Source organism: Rhodococcus sp. LB1, from assembly GCF_001583455.1.
GTDB classification, from domain to species: Bacteria; Actinomycetota; Actinomycetes; order Mycobacteriales; family Mycobacteriaceae; genus Rhodococcus_F; species Rhodococcus_F opacus.
Genome location: NZ_LTCZ01000440.1, coordinates 31,083 through 45,916 on the forward strand (window position 1 = coordinate 31,083; position 14,834 = coordinate 45,916).

The 14,834-nt window shown below is 65.3% G+C and carries 17 protein-coding genes; 10 read left to right on the forward strand and 7 right to left on the reverse strand.

All coding sequences use genetic code 11. The features are described from left to right. Window positions 1-67: 67 nt before the first annotated feature. The gene (locus AZG88_RS47320) at window positions 68-1,573 is read right to left on the reverse strand and encodes a sensor histidine kinase (protein ID WP_063819673.1); all 1,506 of its coding nucleotides are present in this window, start codon (window positions 1,571-1,573) and stop codon (window positions 68-70) included. A 50-nt stretch (window positions 1,574-1,623) separates the two neighbouring features. After that, the gene (locus AZG88_RS47325; RefSeq protein WP_061044984.1) at window positions 1,624-2,412 is read right to left on the reverse strand and encodes a response regulator transcription factor; all 789 of its coding nucleotides are present in this window, start codon (window positions 2,410-2,412) and stop codon (window positions 1,624-1,626) included. A gap of 218 nt (window positions 2,413-2,630) precedes the next feature. On the opposite strand from AZG88_RS47325, the gene AZG88_RS55215 reads away from it, so the two are divergent. After that, window positions 2,631-2,765 carry a hypothetical protein gene (locus AZG88_RS55215; RefSeq protein WP_255221426.1) on the forward strand — a complete coding sequence of 45 codons (135 nt, stop codon included), beginning with the start codon at window positions 2,631-2,633 and terminating at the stop codon, window positions 2,763-2,765. Window positions 2,766-2,775: 10 nt separating this feature from the next. On the opposite strand, the gene AZG88_RS53205 is transcribed toward AZG88_RS55215, so the two are convergent. Continuing rightward, a complete protein-coding gene (locus tag AZG88_RS53205; RefSeq protein ID WP_179443199.1) occupies window positions 2,776-3,351 on the reverse strand; it encodes a DUF998 domain-containing protein in 576 nt (191 codons plus the stop codon). A 272-nt stretch (window positions 3,352-3,623) separates the two neighbouring features. Between AZG88_RS53205 and AZG88_RS53210 the strand changes: the two genes are divergently transcribed. Continuing rightward, on the forward strand, window positions 3,624-4,094 hold the full coding sequence (locus AZG88_RS53210) for an FMN-binding protein (RefSeq protein WP_061044983.1): 471 nt from the start codon (window positions 3,624-3,626) through the stop codon (window positions 4,092-4,094). An 84-nt stretch (window positions 4,095-4,178) separates the two neighbouring features. On the opposite strand, the gene AZG88_RS47340 is transcribed toward AZG88_RS53210, so the two are convergent. The 4 genes from AZG88_RS47340 to AZG88_RS47355 all read right to left on the reverse strand — a co-directional run bounded on the left by AZG88_RS47340 (window position 4,179) and on the right by AZG88_RS47355 (window position 7,931). Next, window positions 4,179-4,976, reverse strand: a complete 798-nt coding sequence (locus AZG88_RS47340; RefSeq protein WP_061044982.1) for an SDR family oxidoreductase — start codon at window positions 4,974-4,976, stop codon at window positions 4,179-4,181. A gap of 140 nt (window positions 4,977-5,116) precedes the next feature. Continuing rightward, a complete protein-coding gene (locus tag AZG88_RS47345) occupies window positions 5,117-6,028 on the reverse strand; it encodes an FAD:protein FMN transferase (protein ID WP_061044981.1) in 912 nt (303 codons plus the stop codon). Between the two features lie 22 nt (window positions 6,029-6,050). Beyond that, on the reverse strand, window positions 6,051-6,932 hold the full coding sequence (locus AZG88_RS47350) for an aldo/keto reductase (protein WP_005250268.1): 882 nt from the start codon (window positions 6,930-6,932) through the stop codon (window positions 6,051-6,053). A 117-nt stretch (window positions 6,933-7,049) separates the two neighbouring features. Beyond that, window positions 7,050-7,931 carry a helix-turn-helix transcriptional regulator gene (locus tag AZG88_RS47355; protein WP_061044980.1) on the reverse strand — a complete coding sequence of 294 codons (882 nt, stop codon included), beginning with the start codon at window positions 7,929-7,931 and terminating at the stop codon, window positions 7,050-7,052. A 191-nt stretch (window positions 7,932-8,122) separates the two neighbouring features. Here AZG88_RS47355 and AZG88_RS47360 point away from each other — a divergent pair, with 191 nt between their 5' ends. The 8 genes from AZG88_RS47360 to AZG88_RS47395 all read left to right on the forward strand — a co-directional run bounded on the left by AZG88_RS47360 (window position 8,123) and on the right by AZG88_RS47395 (window position 14,833). Further along, on the forward strand, window positions 8,123-8,968 hold the full coding sequence (locus AZG88_RS47360) for an oxidoreductase (RefSeq protein WP_061044979.1): 846 nt from the start codon (window positions 8,123-8,125) through the stop codon (window positions 8,966-8,968). After that, the gene (locus AZG88_RS47365) at window positions 8,965-9,786 is read left to right on the forward strand and encodes an oxidoreductase (RefSeq protein ID WP_061044978.1); all 822 of its coding nucleotides are present in this window, start codon (window positions 8,965-8,967) and stop codon (window positions 9,784-9,786) included. Before AZG88_RS47360 ends, AZG88_RS47365 begins: the two co-directional genes overlap by 4 nt. 31 nt (window positions 9,787-9,817) lie before the next feature. Further along, the gene (locus AZG88_RS47370) at window positions 9,818-10,507 is read left to right on the forward strand and encodes a flavodoxin (RefSeq protein ID WP_061701453.1); all 690 of its coding nucleotides are present in this window, start codon (window positions 9,818-9,820) and stop codon (window positions 10,505-10,507) included. Between the two features lie 207 nt (window positions 10,508-10,714). Further along, window positions 10,715-11,449 carry an SDR family oxidoreductase gene (locus tag AZG88_RS47375; RefSeq protein ID WP_061044977.1) on the forward strand — a complete coding sequence of 245 codons (735 nt, stop codon included), beginning with the start codon at window positions 10,715-10,717 and terminating at the stop codon, window positions 11,447-11,449. Between the two features lie 305 nt (window positions 11,450-11,754). Further along, the gene (locus tag AZG88_RS47380; protein WP_061044976.1) at window positions 11,755-12,864 is read left to right on the forward strand and encodes an alpha/beta hydrolase; all 1,110 of its coding nucleotides are present in this window, start codon (window positions 11,755-11,757) and stop codon (window positions 12,862-12,864) included. A gap of 31 nt (window positions 12,865-12,895) precedes the next feature. Then, complete coding sequence (locus AZG88_RS47385) at window positions 12,896-13,384, forward strand: (R)-mandelonitrile lyase (RefSeq protein WP_082764841.1); 489 nt, start codon at window positions 12,896-12,898, stop codon at window positions 13,382-13,384. Window positions 13,385-13,509: 125 nt separating this feature from the next. Beyond that, window positions 13,510-14,190 carry a carboxymuconolactone decarboxylase family protein gene (locus AZG88_RS47390; RefSeq protein WP_061045005.1) on the forward strand — a complete coding sequence of 227 codons (681 nt, stop codon included), beginning with the start codon at window positions 13,510-13,512 and terminating at the stop codon, window positions 14,188-14,190. A gap of 28 nt (window positions 14,191-14,218) precedes the next feature. After that, complete coding sequence (locus AZG88_RS47395) at window positions 14,219-14,833, forward strand: (2Fe-2S)-binding protein (protein ID WP_061044975.1); 615 nt, start codon at window positions 14,219-14,221, stop codon at window positions 14,831-14,833. Window position 14,834 lies beyond the last annotated feature (1 nt).

Below are 14,834 nucleotides of genomic sequence, written 5' to 3' on the forward strand. Positions count from 1 at the left end.
CGGTCAGGTCTGGCCCGAATGGATCTCCCCGCACCCGCGCACGGACCCTTTGTAGGGCTCCAACCCATTAGTTGCGCGTGACCGCGGACGTCCGGAGGCGCTGATGGGTGACGGTGGCAGTGCTGGAGGGTTCGATCGCAGGAATCCGAACGCGGAACGTCGTCCCGGCCTGAGTCGACTCGACACTCGCCTGACCGTGATGCGCGTCGACGATCGACGAGACGATTGCCAGCCCGAGGCCGGTGCTGTCGGTCTCGCGGGACCGGGCCTTGTCGCCCCGAACGAAACGCTGAAACAGAGTCTTCAGCAGATCCGGCGCGATTCCAGGCCCGTTGTCGGTGATCGTCAATTCGGCCGTCACCACATCCCGGTCGTCGGTCATTGTTGTCAACGTTGCGACCACTGCGGTACCCGGCGGGGTGTGTACCCGCGCATTCGACAGAAGGTTCGCGACGAGCTGATGCAGGCGCTCGTTGTCACCATTCACCATGACCGCGGACTCGGGCACGACCACCGACCAGCGGTGCAGAGGCGCCGAGACCCGAGCATCGTTCACCGCATTGACCAGCAGGTCGGCGAGATCGACGCAGGTCGTGTGCAGGTCTTGGCCCTCGTCCAGACGGGCGAGTAACAAGAGATCGGCGACAAGCGCGCCCATCCGCTTGGCTTCCGATTCGATCCGGGCAAGGGCGTACTCGGTCATCTCGGGGAGCTGGTCGCTGTCCTGTCGAGTCAACTCGGCGTAGCCCTGGATAGCGGCCAGCGGCGTCCGCAATTCGTGGCTCGCATCCGTGACGAACTGCTTCATCCTCCGATCCGCCGCCACGCGGACCGCGAGTGCGTCGTCGACGTGACTGAGCAGATGGTTCAGTGCTTCCCCGACCTTGCCGACTTCGGTCCGAGGATCCGTGTCGGGGTCCGCGACCCGCACCGTGAGCGCCGCCTCACCGGTACCGAGCGGAAGATCGGTGACCTTCTTCGCCGTGGCAACCACGCGACTCAACGGTCTGAAGGCGACCTGAACTACGAGCACCGTGCAGATCACCGTCGCGACGAGTGCCGCAAGGGCGAGAATCGACAGCACCACGGTTTCGCGGACCACAGCCTCGTTTGCCGCTGTCAACGATATTCCGGCGACGAGAGTCAAATCTTCATCGTGTGCAAGGCTTTCCATCCGCATATCGCCGAGACCCGCCACGTCGAGGTCCTGCCGACGATTGTCTGCCCACTCCTTGTTCTCGATCTGCGCGATTGCCTCGGAACTGAGCGGGACCGGTTCCGAGTCCGAGAACACCGCGGAGTCGGTGACCACTCCGTCGTCAAGGAGCACGATCACGGTGCCCGGAGCCTGCCCGCCGAACTCGGTCAACGGCTTCACGTAGTTCGGGTCGACGCCGGGAGTGGCGACCGGGCTTCCGTCACGATACTTGTCGACCGAGTGACTGAATACGGACATCGATCCGGTCAATTGCTTGTCGACGACAGTGGTGACCGACGCACGCAGCGTCACCACACCGACCACTCCGACGACGAGCAGAACAACTGCGATCACCGTGGTCAGTGCTGCAACCAATTTCCGTTGCAAACTCCACGGTCCCCGAGCGAGGAAACGGCCCGGCAATGTCATTCTGCGGGCCTGAGAATGTATCCGACGCCGCGAACGGTGTGAATCATCGGCTCCCGACCCGCGTCGATCTTTCGCCGCAGGTACGACACGTACAGGTCGACAATGCTCGCCTTGCCGGCGAAGTCGTAATTCCATACGCGGTCGAGAATCTGCGCCCGGCTGAGCGCAAGTCTGGGATTGTGCATGAAGTAGCGGAGCAGTTCGAACTCGGTGGCGGTCAACGCAATACTGTCACCGCCCCGTTTCACCTCGTAGCTGCCCTCGTCCAGCGAAAGATCGCCCACGGTCAGTACCGCATCGTTCTCCGAGATCGAATCGGCCGCCCGCCGTAGCAGACCTCTCAGTCGTGCAACGAGTTCTTCCAGGCTGAAGGGCTTGGTCATGTAGTCGTCGCCGCCGGCTGTCAGCCCGATCACCCGGTCGTCGACCGAATCCCGCGCAGTGAGGAAGAGGACCGGCACTCCCCCGCCCGAGCCCCGTATGTGCTGGAGCACACTCAGCCCGTCGATGTCGGGCAGCATGATGTCCAGAACCACCACGTCGAATTGCTGCTCACGAAATTTCTGCAAAGCGGTCGAACCGTCGTGTGCCACCTCGACGGCCCAACCCTCGTACCCGAGGGCGAGACCCACCAGGTCGGTCAGAGTCGGCTCGTCGTCGACGAGTAGCACGCGAATCGTCGACCCGTCCGCTCGATACATCCGGGGCAGTTGCGCCAGAACGGCGCGGCGACGTCCCGAATCGGCAGCATGAATATCCGGACGAGTTGATGACACTGCGCCCATTATTCCTGATCGACTCTCGTGATCAAAGGATGCACGGGCACTTCATAGAAACCTCACATCTTTTCACACAGAACACACCGACAGGTTCTTTATCGTCATGCGTCATGCGTGGTGTGACAAACCTCGTCGGACACGGGACAAGGTGTGGACGGACGGGTACTACCAGAAAACTCGGGCTGCCGGGACGGCCTGCCTATCGAACGGACAGTGATCGGTGCATGAACTCGCGCAACGACATAGACGACGAAACTCACGAGTTCGAACCGCTGATCACCCGGAAGGGGGCGATCATCTTCGCGATTGTCTTCCTGATCCTGGTTGTCACAACCTATCTGGACGCAGCACCCACGTAACTTCTGTACTTCACTTCCTCGTCAGGACCCAGGTGCCGATCACTGCCAATGTCGCCACTTCGCTCACTGCCAGTAGGCGCTCGGAATGACCGAAGGTCACGACCTCCCACCACGCAACGCCGGTCACCGCAGCAACGACAAACGCGTAGAGGAGTGGCGAAAAACTTGCGATCGCCAGCCAGGCGAAGAGCCGAGTCCGTCGGGCGTGCACACCATGGGTTCGATGCCGAAGCCACGGCTTGGCGAGGAGAACGGCCGCGATGGGAAGACTGACAAAAGCAATCCCGCTCGCGGTGAGGTGAATACTGCCACTGATACTCGGGGGTTGAGACCAGTCCTGTTTGGGAAAGATTGCGATGGCGAGGAGTCCGAGAACCCACAGTGTCAGAGCGACGGTAGCGCCGGATCTCCACCTCGTGAGCTGTTGGTCTACAACTGCTACGAGTAGCGCAGCGGATCCCGCAGCAAGGAAGAGGATGGCTAGGGTAAAGATCCAACGGCCGCTGCCGACACCATATGCGCTGATGGCTGATTCGAGTCGGCTTCGCATCGCTACTACGGCATACAGGTCGAGCAGGAGAAACACCGCAGCGGAGGCTGCAATCGCGCAGAGCGCGCCCACGGCGATCCGAGCTGTCGGTTCCGCAAGGGTGGGCCGTAGGGCAGTTGGTCTTGTCACAGGTCGATCCGTCCGGTTGGGAGTCTGGAGCCGGTTTTGCTTGGCGCTGCAAGCCGCATGGCACGTGAGGATAATGCCCAATTCGATGTGTCCCCTTTGAAAAGATAAGTGTTTCCTATGTGCCAGGGGTGTACCGCCAGTTCCTCCCGAAAGAGCCTGGTGCCTTCTACGTTTGAAGGATGAGAACCGACACCTTGACACTGGCCGCGCTGGCGACCGTTGCCTCCGCCGTTGCTCTCGTGCCGCTGGCAGGATGCTCCGATCTCGGCGGCGGGCCATCCCCTTCGGAATCTGTTCCTGCCACTGAGTCGACCCGGCCGCCGGAGAGCAGCACAGGGTCGGCGACCGGGTATGAGGACGGGACCTACAACGCGATCGGTGTGTACGGCGGCGGACCCTCCTACCTGGACGTCACCGTCACCATCAGCGACGAGGTCATCGCCGATGTCACGGTCGGGGCAATGGCGGAGAACGAGACGTCCCTCGGATATCAGGAAAGGTTCGCGGCCGCCGTCCCCGATGAGGTGATCGGGAAAAGCCTCGACGAGGCCGAGGTCGGGAAGCTGGCGGGCGCGAGCACCTGCCCAGATGGCTTCAACGACGCCATCGAGCAGATCCGCGAGCAAGCGCGCTCGACCGACGGCAACTGACTTGGGCTGCACGCGTTCGCCGGCTCTCCGGGGTTCGTCGTGTGCAAGTCGGCTCACCCGGGGTGAACGCGTCGCTCTCCGCTTTCAGAACCGTCCCCGTACCGCGTCGAGGTCGCTCACCACACGGGCCGGTTCGCCGGCGATCGGCAGATTGTCTCGATCCAGGACGGCGTCGAACGACTGCACGGGATCGGTCTTCAACGCGGCGAACAGCGGCGTCAGATCGGATTGAGCCCCGCCCTTCTCGGCCACCAGTTCCAGGGTCTTGTGCTCGGCCGCGTCCGAGCTCAGGCTGCCGATGAGGACTTCCGCGATCTGCCGGCGTGCGATCACACCGTCCGACGGATCGCTCGCCCACCTGGTGTCGCCCTGCATCGTCACGAGGTGGTGCTGATCCGGCTCGTTGTAGTCGAACCAGCCGGGACGGACAATCGTGTAGGGCAGCCCGCTGGCTCTGACAAGGCGTTCACCGCGCCGCTTCCAGTCGTGGCCGGGCGTGGGCTTGGTGACGCCGATCGTCGTCATCAACGCGATCCGGGCGGGCTTCTTCAGCGCGTTCAGCACGTTGCGGACGGCGCCGTAGTTGACCCGTTCCGCTTCGTCGGCACCGCCATAGGTGCCGTGGGTGAATACCACCCCGGTCACCCCTTCGAGTGCCTCGGTGAGTGAGTCCGGCTGAGTGAAGTCGCCGACGACGACGCGGGTGCCCTCAGGGAACAAGGAAGACTGATTGCGGTCGCGAACGAGTGCCCTGGTCTCGAACCCCTCGCGCAAGGCTTCGTCGACCGCCAGTCGGCCGATACTTCCCGATGCGCCGACGATGAGCACCGGGTTCGCGGACGGACGCGTGTCGCCCGGTCTTTTGTGAGGTTGCTTCTTCATATATTCAACGTTACGGTCGGCTCGAGCAGGGAGGGAGGAACTGCTGATACACCCCTCCGCGGTTCCTCCTTCGGAACCGAACATCCTTCGGAATTCGAAGGTTTCGGCGAGGAGACCACTTCGTGCGATCGGAGCGCCGGTCAGATGAAGAGATCCCCGTCGAAGTTATCGGACCACTGAACCCTTTCATCAGCCAGAATGCGCACCCAGCTGAACTCGAACGACCTGAGGCTCGCTGGTTCGCTTACGAACAAGGCGGTCGCCAGCCCGTCCGCGGTGGCGGCGTCGGCGGCGAGCACCCAGGTCGCAACGACGTCCGCAACCGGGCGCCGGGTTCGGCCGTCGAGCACGTGGTGCAGTCCAGCACCCCACGTTCGTCGGGTCGTCGCCGAAGCGCACAGCGAACCGTCTCGGAGGTTCACCGTGCCGATCACTCGGCCGGGAGCCCTGGGGTGTTCCAGTCCCACCCTGACGGCCTCGGCTCCACGATGCCGCATGTCGCCGCTGGCGTCGACGAAGAACCGGTCGATTCCCTCCTCGGTCAGCGTGTGGCTGACGAGGTCGACCAGGTACCCCTTACCGGCTGCGCCGACGTCGATCACGGTCGGACGATCCGAGGCGATTGTGGTTCCGTCACGGTGGATGTCGGAGAGCCAGCGGTCGCGACGGCGGTACACCAGCGCGGCAGTGTCGGGGACGAGGGAATACCGGGCGTCGTAGCCGAGCAATTCGAGGTCCCTGCCGACGAGCGGGTCGACCGCCCCGTCGGTTGCGGCGACGAGGCGGTCGTAGAGTTCGAACAGGGCGAGGTCCCGGGCGGGGAACTCGAACCGTCCCCCGCCCTCGGCGCACGCGATCCGCGTGACCAGTGAATCCGCACGGAACCGGGACCAGACGTGATTGAAGTCCTCGGTGACGGAGCGGATTCTGTGCCGTACCTGCTCGGGGATTGGCTGTTCGGTGTCGATCTCCCAATTGGTACCGATCGCCTGGAACCGGAATGTGGCCTCGAGGTTCACCGGTTGGCCATCCGTTCGCACATGGGCGCTCATCCGGTCACCTCTGACCTGCGGTTCACGCTTCCGGGATATCGCGGGCGAACAGCTCGGGGGTGACGGTCACGGGATCGGGTCCGCCGCGGACACCGGTATCGAGTGCGTCGATCGCGCCCAGTTGGTCTGTGGTGAGCTCGAAGTCGAACACGTCGAAGTTGGCGGCGATGCGCTCGGGGTTGACGGACTTCGGGATCGCCGAGCGTCCCTCCTGCAGGTGCCAGCGCAGCATGACCTGGGCGGGCGTCTTGCCGTGGGCGGCGGCAATCTCGCCGATCACCGGATCGTCGAAGGTCGACCGAGCGCCGTCGCCACGGTAGCTGGTGATGCCGCCCATCGGCGACCACGCCTGAGTCAGAACCCCGTGCTCCGTGTCCGCGGCCTGCACGTCCGCCTGGGTGAAGTACGGATGCACCTCGACCTGATTCACCGCGGGCACGACATCGGTCTGCTCCAGCAGTTTCGCGAGGACGTCGGGCATGAAGTTGCTGACACCGATCGCGCGGACCTTGCCGTCGTCTAACAGCGTCTCCAGCGCCTTGTAGGCCTCGACGGTCTTGTCGAACTGCGTGGGCACGGGCTGATGAAGCAGGAGCAGGTCGATCTGGTCGACGCCCAGCTTGCCCGCGCTCTTGTCGAAGGCGTGCAGGGTCTTGTCGTAGCCGTAGTCGCTGATCCAGATCTTCGTCTCCACGAACACCTCGGAACGGTCGAGCCCGGACCGGCGGATGCCCTCGCCGACTTCGCGCTCGTTGAAATAGGAGGCGGCCGTGTCGATCAGCCGGTAGCCCACCCGGAGGGCCTCGGCGACGGAAGCGGAAGTGGTTTCGGGCGGGGTCTGGAAGACGCCGAAGCCCAACGCGGGCATCTCGACGCCATTGTTCAAAGTCACGTTCATACTCATATTCCTTGACGTTAGACACTCGGTGTCAGATGAGGGAGTAACTGGGAGTACACCCTTCGCGGTCGGGCTGCCGGACTCGGCGGTGTGGATCCCCGCCCCACAGATGGGCGGGGCCGATCAGAATGAGCGCTGCGCGCGGGCGTCGCTGGTTGTCTGGCCGGTGGCGGCGAGGCTGCCGAGGAGCTTCAGGCGTTCCTCGGTGGGGCTGCCGGGCTCGGCGGTATAGGCGAACATGAACCATTCCGGATTTGCCGGCAGATCCATTGCTTCGTAAGAGAATTCGAGGTCGCCGACGGCGGGGTGGTGGATGCGTTTGATCCCACCGCGATGATGACGGACGTTGTGTGCTGCCCACCGGTGCCGGAAGGTGTCGCTACGGGTGACGAGCTCCCCGATCAAATCGGTGAGCGGCTTGTCGAGCGGATTCTGACCGGCGTAGGTGCGCAGGGTCGCGACGATGTTATCGGCGTTCTGTTCCCAGTCCGGGAAGAAGATCTGCGCGGCGGGATTGAGGAACGTGAACCGGGCCGTATTCCCTCGGTTCGCCGGATCTTCCAGCATGGGCGCGTAGAGCGCCCGCCCCAGTGGGTTGGCGGCGATGAAGTCCATACGCCGATCCCGCACCCACATCGGCGCGCCGGTCACGGCGTCCAGGAACCGCTGCAACGTGGGCTTGACGGTCTGCTCGGCGGGTCGTTTGCGTCGCCGCGGCGGCGGTGGACCGGCGGCTCGGGCGAGATCCGCCAGGTGGTCGCACTCGGCGTCGTCGAACTGGAGAGCTCTGGCGATGCTGTCGAGTATTTCGGGGGAGACGCCGGTGAGGTCGCCGCGTTCCATCCGCGCGTAGTACTCGACACTGACCCCGGCGAGCATGGCGACCTCTTCGCGGCGCAGCCCGGGCACGCGGCGGCGTCCCCCGCCGATGATGCCCGCCTGGTCCGGGGTGATCCGGTCCCTGCGGGTCCGCAGGAACTCGGCCACTTCTGCTCGATGATCCATATCTTCAACGCTAACGTCAGCGACGGTGCTGTGGGAGGAACTGCCAGTACACGGATAAGACGTGACTCCCACGCGCGCGCACGGTGCGATGGAATGGGCATACGGCTTCTGCTTCCGCGCCCCGGACAGCGTCCTTGCCCGGCGGCCCGGCGCGAGCGCCGGACGCACTACGCACGACAAAGGAGACGAACATGACCACCTGGTTCATCACGGGGGCTTCGAGCGGCCTGGGAGCCGCACTGGCACGGGCCGTCCTCGAGCACGGCGACAACGCGGTGATCACCGCCCGCAACGCCGACCACGTACAGGACCTCGTCGCCGCGCACCCGAACAATGCGCTGGCGGTGCCGCTGGACGTCACCGACCACGACCAGGTAGTCGCCACGGTCAGCGCCGGGACCGACCGGTTCGGGGGCGTCGATGTGCTGGTGAACAACGCCGGGCACGGGTACCGGGCCGCGGTCGAGGAAGCAGCTGTGGACGAGGTGGACGAGCTGTTCGCCACGAATTTCTTCGGCCCCGTCGATCTGATCAAGCAGGTGCTGCCGCAGATGCGTTCCCGCCGGTCGGGCACCATCGTGAACGTCTCCTCGATCGGCGCGCCCCGATCGAACCCCGCCTCCGGCTACTACACCGCGACGAAAGCAGCGTTGGAGGGCATGTCCGACGCGTTGAACCGCGAGGTCGCACCGCTCGGGATCCGGGTGATGGTGCTCGAACCGGGCGCGTTCCGGACCGACTTCTCCGGTCGCTCCCTGAACCAGTCCAGCACCGTGATCGACGACTACGCCGACACCGCCGGGAAGCGCCGCAAGGAGAACGACCACACCCACGGCACCCAGCAGGGTGACCCCGATCGCGCGGCGCAGGTCATCATCGCCACGGTCGAAGGCACGGACGCCCCGTTCCGCCTGCTGCTCGGGACCGACGCCATTCAGATCGTCCGCGAGGAGCTCCAGGGACGCATCGACGAAATCGACGAGTGGGCGCACGTCAGTGCCACCACCGACTTCGCCATCGAGAAGGACGACGAATGACGACGTGGTTGATCACCGGAGCATCGAGCGGACTCGGCCGCGCGCTCGCCGAGCGTGTCCTCGCTGCCGGGCATCAGGTCGTCGCAACCGCGAGGAACACGGACGCCCTCGACGACCTCCGGGCGGCTTATCCGGAAACCGCGTTGATCACGTCTCTGGACGTCACCGACTCGTCCTCCATCGATGCCGCCGTAGCGAGGGTCGAGGAGCGCTGGACCGGTATCGACGTGCTGGTGAACAACGCCGGTTACGGGTACACCGCCGCGGTCGAGGAAGGCGAGGACGAGGCTGTGGCTCGCCTGTTCGCGACGAACTTCTTCGGTCCCGTTGCGCTGATCAAGGCGGCCCTGCCCGGTATGCGCCGCCGCGGGAACGGCCTGATCGTCAACATTTCATCGGTGGGCGCGCGCATCACCATTCCAGGCGGTGGCTACTACTCCGCCGCGAAGGCAGCCCTCGAGGGACTGTCCGGGTCGCTCCGCAAGGAGGTCGAGCCGTTGGGGCTCCGCGTGATGGTCGTCGAACCCGGATCGTTCCGCACCGACTTCCGCGGACGCTCCGCCGACCGGTCCAGCGTCCAGATCGAGGCGTACGACCAGATACTCGGACGGACAGGCGACTCGGCGCTCAGCCCGCAGCGTGGCGCACCGGAGAAAGCGGCGGCCGCGATCCTGCAGGCCGCCGAGGACGCCGAACCACCGAAGTTGCTCGTTCTCGGTAGCGACGCGCTCGGCGGTTTTCGTGCGGCCGCCGACGACGCTGCCCGCGACGTCGATCGGTTCGAGCAACTCAGCCGCAGCACCGATGCAGCATCGTGAGCGCCGCCGCCGACCCGCACCTGACGGCATCATGAACGAATCCCTCAGCCGCAGAACACTCCTGACCGCGGGGCTCACCGGGATCACGGCCGTTGCCGCGGTCCTCACCGGCTGCACTGCCGAGCAGCGCCCGCAAGAGAGCCCGGCCACCGGCGAGCGAACCCCGAGGACACCCGATCCCGAGAGAACCACCGTCTCCGGCAGCCGAGTGCTACTCGTCTACTTCTCCCGCGCCGGCGAGAACTACTACTACAGGGGCCGTCGGGACCTGGAGGTCGGCAACACCGAAGTCCTCGCTGGGATGATCTCCGACCGGATCGACTGTGTCACCTACGAAATCGAAGCCGCCGACCCCTATCCGGATGCGTACGACCCGACGGTCGAGCGCAACCGCCGCGAGCAACGAGACGACGCCCGACCCGCGATCGCGAACCCGCTTCCCGATGTCAGCGGCTACGACATCGTGCTCCTGGGCAGCCCCGTGTGGAACATGCGCACCCCGATGATCATGTCCACCTTCATCGAAGGCCTCGACCTCGCAGGGAAGACGATCCTGCCGTTCGTCACCTACGCCGTCAGCGGCATGAGCGGCATCGACGACGACTACCGCGATGCCCTTCCCGACAGCGAGGTCCGTGACGGGCTGGCCATTCAGGGCGAGACCGTCGCAGAAGCGGCCCCGGACCTCGACACGTGGCTCAGCGCCAACAACCTCGTCTGAGAAAGCGGCACGGACAACGCGCCCGCTCGCGTACGTGACATCCGCCCGGCGGCGGTAAGGAGTAATACCAGTACACGGATAGCCGGTTACTCCCCCATTCGGCGTCACCATGGTGTGCTGGAAAGGCAGCAGGGCGAGCATCGCTCCATATGTCGGGTCGCTGCCACTGCGAGATCCCCCCGACCAATCAGAAGGAAACCCAATCACATGACTGACTCCCAGAATCTTCCCCGTGTTGCGGTCATCACCGGCGCATCGTCCGGGATCGGCGCGGCCACCGCACGCGCCCTCCATGCCGACGGGTACCGCGTCGCGCTGTTGGCACGCCGCCTCGGCCGCATCGAGGCTCTCGCCGCCGAGCTCGGTGACGGTGCGATCGCGATCCAGGCCGACGTGACCGACCGCGACGCACTCGTGGCCGCAGCCCAGCGGGTGCAGGACGAGCTCGGCGGGGCCGACGTGCTGGTCAACAACGCCGGAACCATGCTCCTGGGCCCGTTCTCCTCCGAACAGCGCGCCGACTACCGCAACATGATCGAGGTCAACCTGCTCGGCGCGATCACCGCCACCGAGGTATTCCTCGACCAGCTCGAGGATGGCGGCGGTGACCTCATCAACATCTCCTCCGTCGCCGGACGCACGGCCAGGGCAACCAACGGCGTCTACGCCGCCACCAAGTGGGGCGTCAACGGATGGTCCGAATCCCTCCGCCAGGAACTGCTGCCCGACGTCCGCGTCACGCTGATCGAACCGGGTGTCGTCGACACCGAGCTGCCCACCCACATCACCCACGAGGCCACCAGGCAGGCCGTGCAGCAGGGCTACGACGCGGCCACGGTCAAGCCCGAAGAGATCGCCGAGGTCATCGCCTTCACCCTCGCCCGCCCCCGTCACCTGGCCATCAACGAGATTCTGCTCCGCCCCGCCGGCCAACTCGGCTGACGGCGATCCAGAGGCACCCGCACCACACCGGGTGGACTGGTTCTCGCGCACTTCATAGGAAGCTCACATCTTTTCACATAGAACGCATCGACAGTTTCTCTATCGTCATGCGGCATGCGTGGTGTGACACCTCCCCGGGGTGCGGGACAGGGATTCGGGATGTCTTCCGCGAGATCCGATCTCGCCCAGCGGCCCCCGTCGACCGCAGGCCCCGGGGCATCGGATATCTCGCCGGCACGCACCACCGGGAGACGTCGACCCGCCAATATTTCGCAGAACACGCTCTAGTCGGGAGAACAGACGATATGCACACCACAACGATCGGCACGCGGACACGGATGGCCGCCCTCGCGGTGGCCGTCGCCGCTGCGCTCACCGCCTGCAGTTCCGGCGACAGCGGAAGTGACTCACCTGCTACCGGACTCACCATCGCCGAGCAGGGCAGCTTCACCGTCGGCGGCACCATGACAACCGCGCCCGGCCAGTTCGATCCTCGCCGTCCCGCCGATCCACAGGGACAGACCTACCGCGGCGACCACGCCTACACCCACTACCAGGTGCCCGAAGACGCCCGGAACCTGCCGATCGTGATGCTGCACGGCGCCGGCCAGTTCTCCAAGACCTGGGAGACCACCGCCGACGGCCGGGAAGGTTTCCAAAACCTGTTCCTGCGCAAACAGTTCTCCACCTACCTCGTCGACCAGCCGCGGCGCGGTGACGCGGGCCGCGGCATGGTCGGCACCACCATCACCCCGACCCCGGACGAGCAACTGTGGTTCAACCAGTTCCGCCTCGGGACCTGGCCGGACATGTTCCCCGGGGTGCAGTTCTCGAGCGACCCCGCGGCCCTGGACCAGTTCTACCGTTCGATGACACCCAACACCGGTCCCTTCGACGCCGGGGTCATCTCCGACAGCTTGTCAGCCCTGTTCGACCGGATCGGCGAAGGGATCCTCTTCACCCACTCCCAAGGTGGCGGGCCCGGCTGGCAGACCGCGATGAAGAATCCCGGCGTGAAGGGTATCGTCGCGTTCGAGCCCGGGAGCGGGTTCGTCTTCCCCGAAGGGGAAGCACCACAACCGATCCCGAACGGTTTCGACACCCTCAGCCCGGAAACCGTTCCGATGGACCAGTTCACCGCGCTGACGAAGATTCCGATCGTCATCTACTACGGCGACAACATCCCCAGCGAGCCCACCGATCAGCCGAATCAGGACAGCTGGCGGGCCCGGCTCGAGATGGCACGGCTGTGGGCCGATGCAGTCAACCGCCACGGCGGCGACGCCACCGTCGTCCACCTGCCCGAGATCGGCATCACCGGCAACACCCACTTCCCGTTCTCCGACCTCAACAACACCCAAATCGCCGACGAAGTCTCGAAATTCCTCGCCGACAAGCAACTCGACGGCAAGTAGCCGAACTCCCCTTTGCGAAAGGCGATACATCGTGCGTTTGTCCTCCAAGGCCGCCCTGCTGTCGACGTCAGCTGTGCTGGGCGCCGTGATCATCGCGGCGCCCGCCCACGCCGGAAGCCCTCGGATCGGGGTCTCCCCCGAGATTTCCCGGCCTGCGGCTCCCGGTTCGCCGGAGAATTTCACCGGTCAGGTGCAGAGCAGGTCGCTGTTCGGCGCCACCGATCACCTCGAAGCCTCGGGCGGTGAGGTCAGTTTCGAGCCGCACGCCCGGACCGCCTGGCACACCCATCCCGCAGGTCAAACGTTGATCGTGACCGAGGGTACCGGGTGGGTGCAGGAATGGGGCGGCCCCAAGCAGGTGATGACGGTTGGCGACGTGGTGACGATTCCGCCGGACGTCAAGCACTGGCACGGGGCGACCGCCGTGGACGCGATGACGCATATCGCCGTGGCCGAGGCAGTCGACGGCAGCCGTGTCACCTGGATGGAGCAAGTCGGCCCCGAACAGTACTACCTCTGAGAGAAGCAACTTCTGATGAAACTGACCAGATGGTTCGCTGTCCCGGCAACGATCGTGTCGCTGTCGGTGCTGGCACCGCATGCTCGGAGAACAACCCCGAGTCCTCGCCTTCACCCGCGGCGAAGGTGGAGTCTGTCGATTCGGTCTCCCCGGCGCTGCAACGCTACGGCGACGAAGTCCTCGAAGACCAGCTGTGGCAGCGGACCGAGCTGTCCGCCCGCGACCGCAGCATCGTGACCCTCGCTGCCCTGATCGCCCGCAACCAGAGCGTGGAACTTCCCTTCTACCTCGATCGAGCGCTCGACAACGGCGTCACCCCGACCGAGGTATCGGAGATCATCACCCACCTGGCCTTCTACTCGGGCTGGCCCAACGCGATGAGTGCCGTCGAAGCCGCCGAACCCGTCTTCGAGGCCCGCGGTATCGACGCCGCGCAGTTGTCGGACGTCTCACCCGAACTCCTGCCGGTCGACCAGGAGTGGGAGACCGCACGCCGCGACCGGGTCGACGGCGATTTCGGCCGGGTGGCACCCGGGGTGCTCGGGTTCACCACGGACGTGCTGTTCCAGGATGTGTGGCTGCGCCCCGGTCTGGCGCCCCGCGACCGCAGCCTGATCACGGTCAGCGCGCTCGTCGCGACCGGTCTCACCGGGCAGATCCGCTCGCACCTGACCCGCGCGATGGACAGCGGCCTGACCCAGGACCAGGCCTCCGAGGTGCTCACCCAGGTCGCGTTCTACGCGGGCTGGCCGTATGTGTTCACCGCGATGCCGGTCTTCAAAGAGATTTTCGAAGCCCGCCGGTGAGTTGTCCCGAATCGAGGAGGTAACGCCTATGAGCGCGCTGGACGGTAGCAACGCCCCCTGGCGGAAGGAAATCAATCGCAGGACCTTCGTCGGATCCTCGCTGGCGGTCGGTGGTGCGGTAGTGGCGGCACCGCTGCTCGCCGCCTGCGGTGACTCCGAGAACGCGGCGAGCGAGGCACAGACATCGGTGGTGCGGATGCGGATCAACGGCGAAGAACGTGAACTGGCCGTCGACAACCGCACCTCGCTGCTGGACATGCTGCGTGAGCGCGCCGAGCTGACCGGTACGAAGAAGGGCTGCGATCAGGGTGCGTGCGGTGCCTGCACCATCCTCGTGGGTGGGCAGCGCGTCAACTCCTGTCTGACGTTGGCGGTGATGCACGACGGCGCCGAGATCACCACCATCGAGGGAGTCGCGGACGGCGACCGGCTGCATCCGTTGCAGCAGGCGTTCATCGACGAAGACGCCTTCCAGTGCGGCGCCTGCACCCCGGGCCAGATCATGTCCGGCCTCGGCTGCATCCGCGAGGGCCACACCGGCTCGCCGGCCGAGATCCGGGAATGGATGAGCGGCAACATCTGCCGCTGCGGGGCCTACACCAACATCGCGGCCGCAATCGGCACCGCCGCCGAGGAGAGCTGAC

Bases quoted from the DNA above. Each gene is read 5' to 3' on its own strand.
- AZG88_RS47380 (WP_061044976.1), top strand. From the start codon at position 11,755: ATGCACACCACAACGATCGGCACGCGGACACGGATGGCCGCCCTCGCG.
- AZG88_RS47375 (WP_061044977.1), top strand. From the start codon at position 10,715: ATGACTGACTCCCAGAATCTTCCCCGTGTTGCGGTCATCACCGGCGCA.
- AZG88_RS47370 (WP_061701453.1), top strand. From the start codon at position 9,818: ATGAACGAATCCCTCAGCCGCAGAACACTCCTGACCGCGGGGCTCACC.
- AZG88_RS47360 (WP_061044979.1), top strand. From the start codon at position 8,123: ATGACCACCTGGTTCATCACGGGGGCTTCGAGCGGCCTGGGAGCCGCA.
- AZG88_RS47345 (WP_061044981.1), bottom strand. From the start codon at position 6,028: ATGAGCGCCCATGTGCGAACGGATGGCCAACCGGTGAACCTCGAGGCC.
- AZG88_RS55215 (WP_255221426.1), top strand. From the start codon at position 2,631: ATGAACTCGCGCAACGACATAGACGACGAAACTCACGAGTTCGAACCG.
- AZG88_RS47365 (WP_061044978.1), top strand. From the start codon at position 8,965: ATGACGACGTGGTTGATCACCGGAGCATCGAGCGGACTCGGCCGCGCG.
- AZG88_RS47340 (WP_061044982.1), bottom strand. From the start codon at position 4,976: ATGAAGAAGCAACCTCACAAAAGACCGGGCGACACGCGTCCGTCCGCG.
- AZG88_RS47355 (WP_061044980.1), bottom strand. From the start codon at position 7,931: ATGGATCATCGAGCAGAAGTGGCCGAGTTCCTGCGGACCCGCAGGGAC.
- AZG88_RS47350 (WP_005250268.1), bottom strand. From the start codon at position 6,932: ATGAGTATGAACGTGACTTTGAACAATGGCGTCGAGATGCCCGCGTTG.
- AZG88_RS47395 (WP_061044975.1), top strand. From the start codon at position 14,219: ATGAGCGCGCTGGACGGTAGCAACGCCCCCTGGCGGAAGGAAATCAAT.
- AZG88_RS53210 (WP_061044983.1), top strand. From the start codon at position 3,624: ATGAGAACCGACACCTTGACACTGGCCGCGCTGGCGACCGTTGCCTCC.
- AZG88_RS47325 (WP_061044984.1), bottom strand. From the start codon at position 2,412: ATGGGCGCAGTGTCATCAACTCGTCCGGATATTCATGCTGCCGATTCG.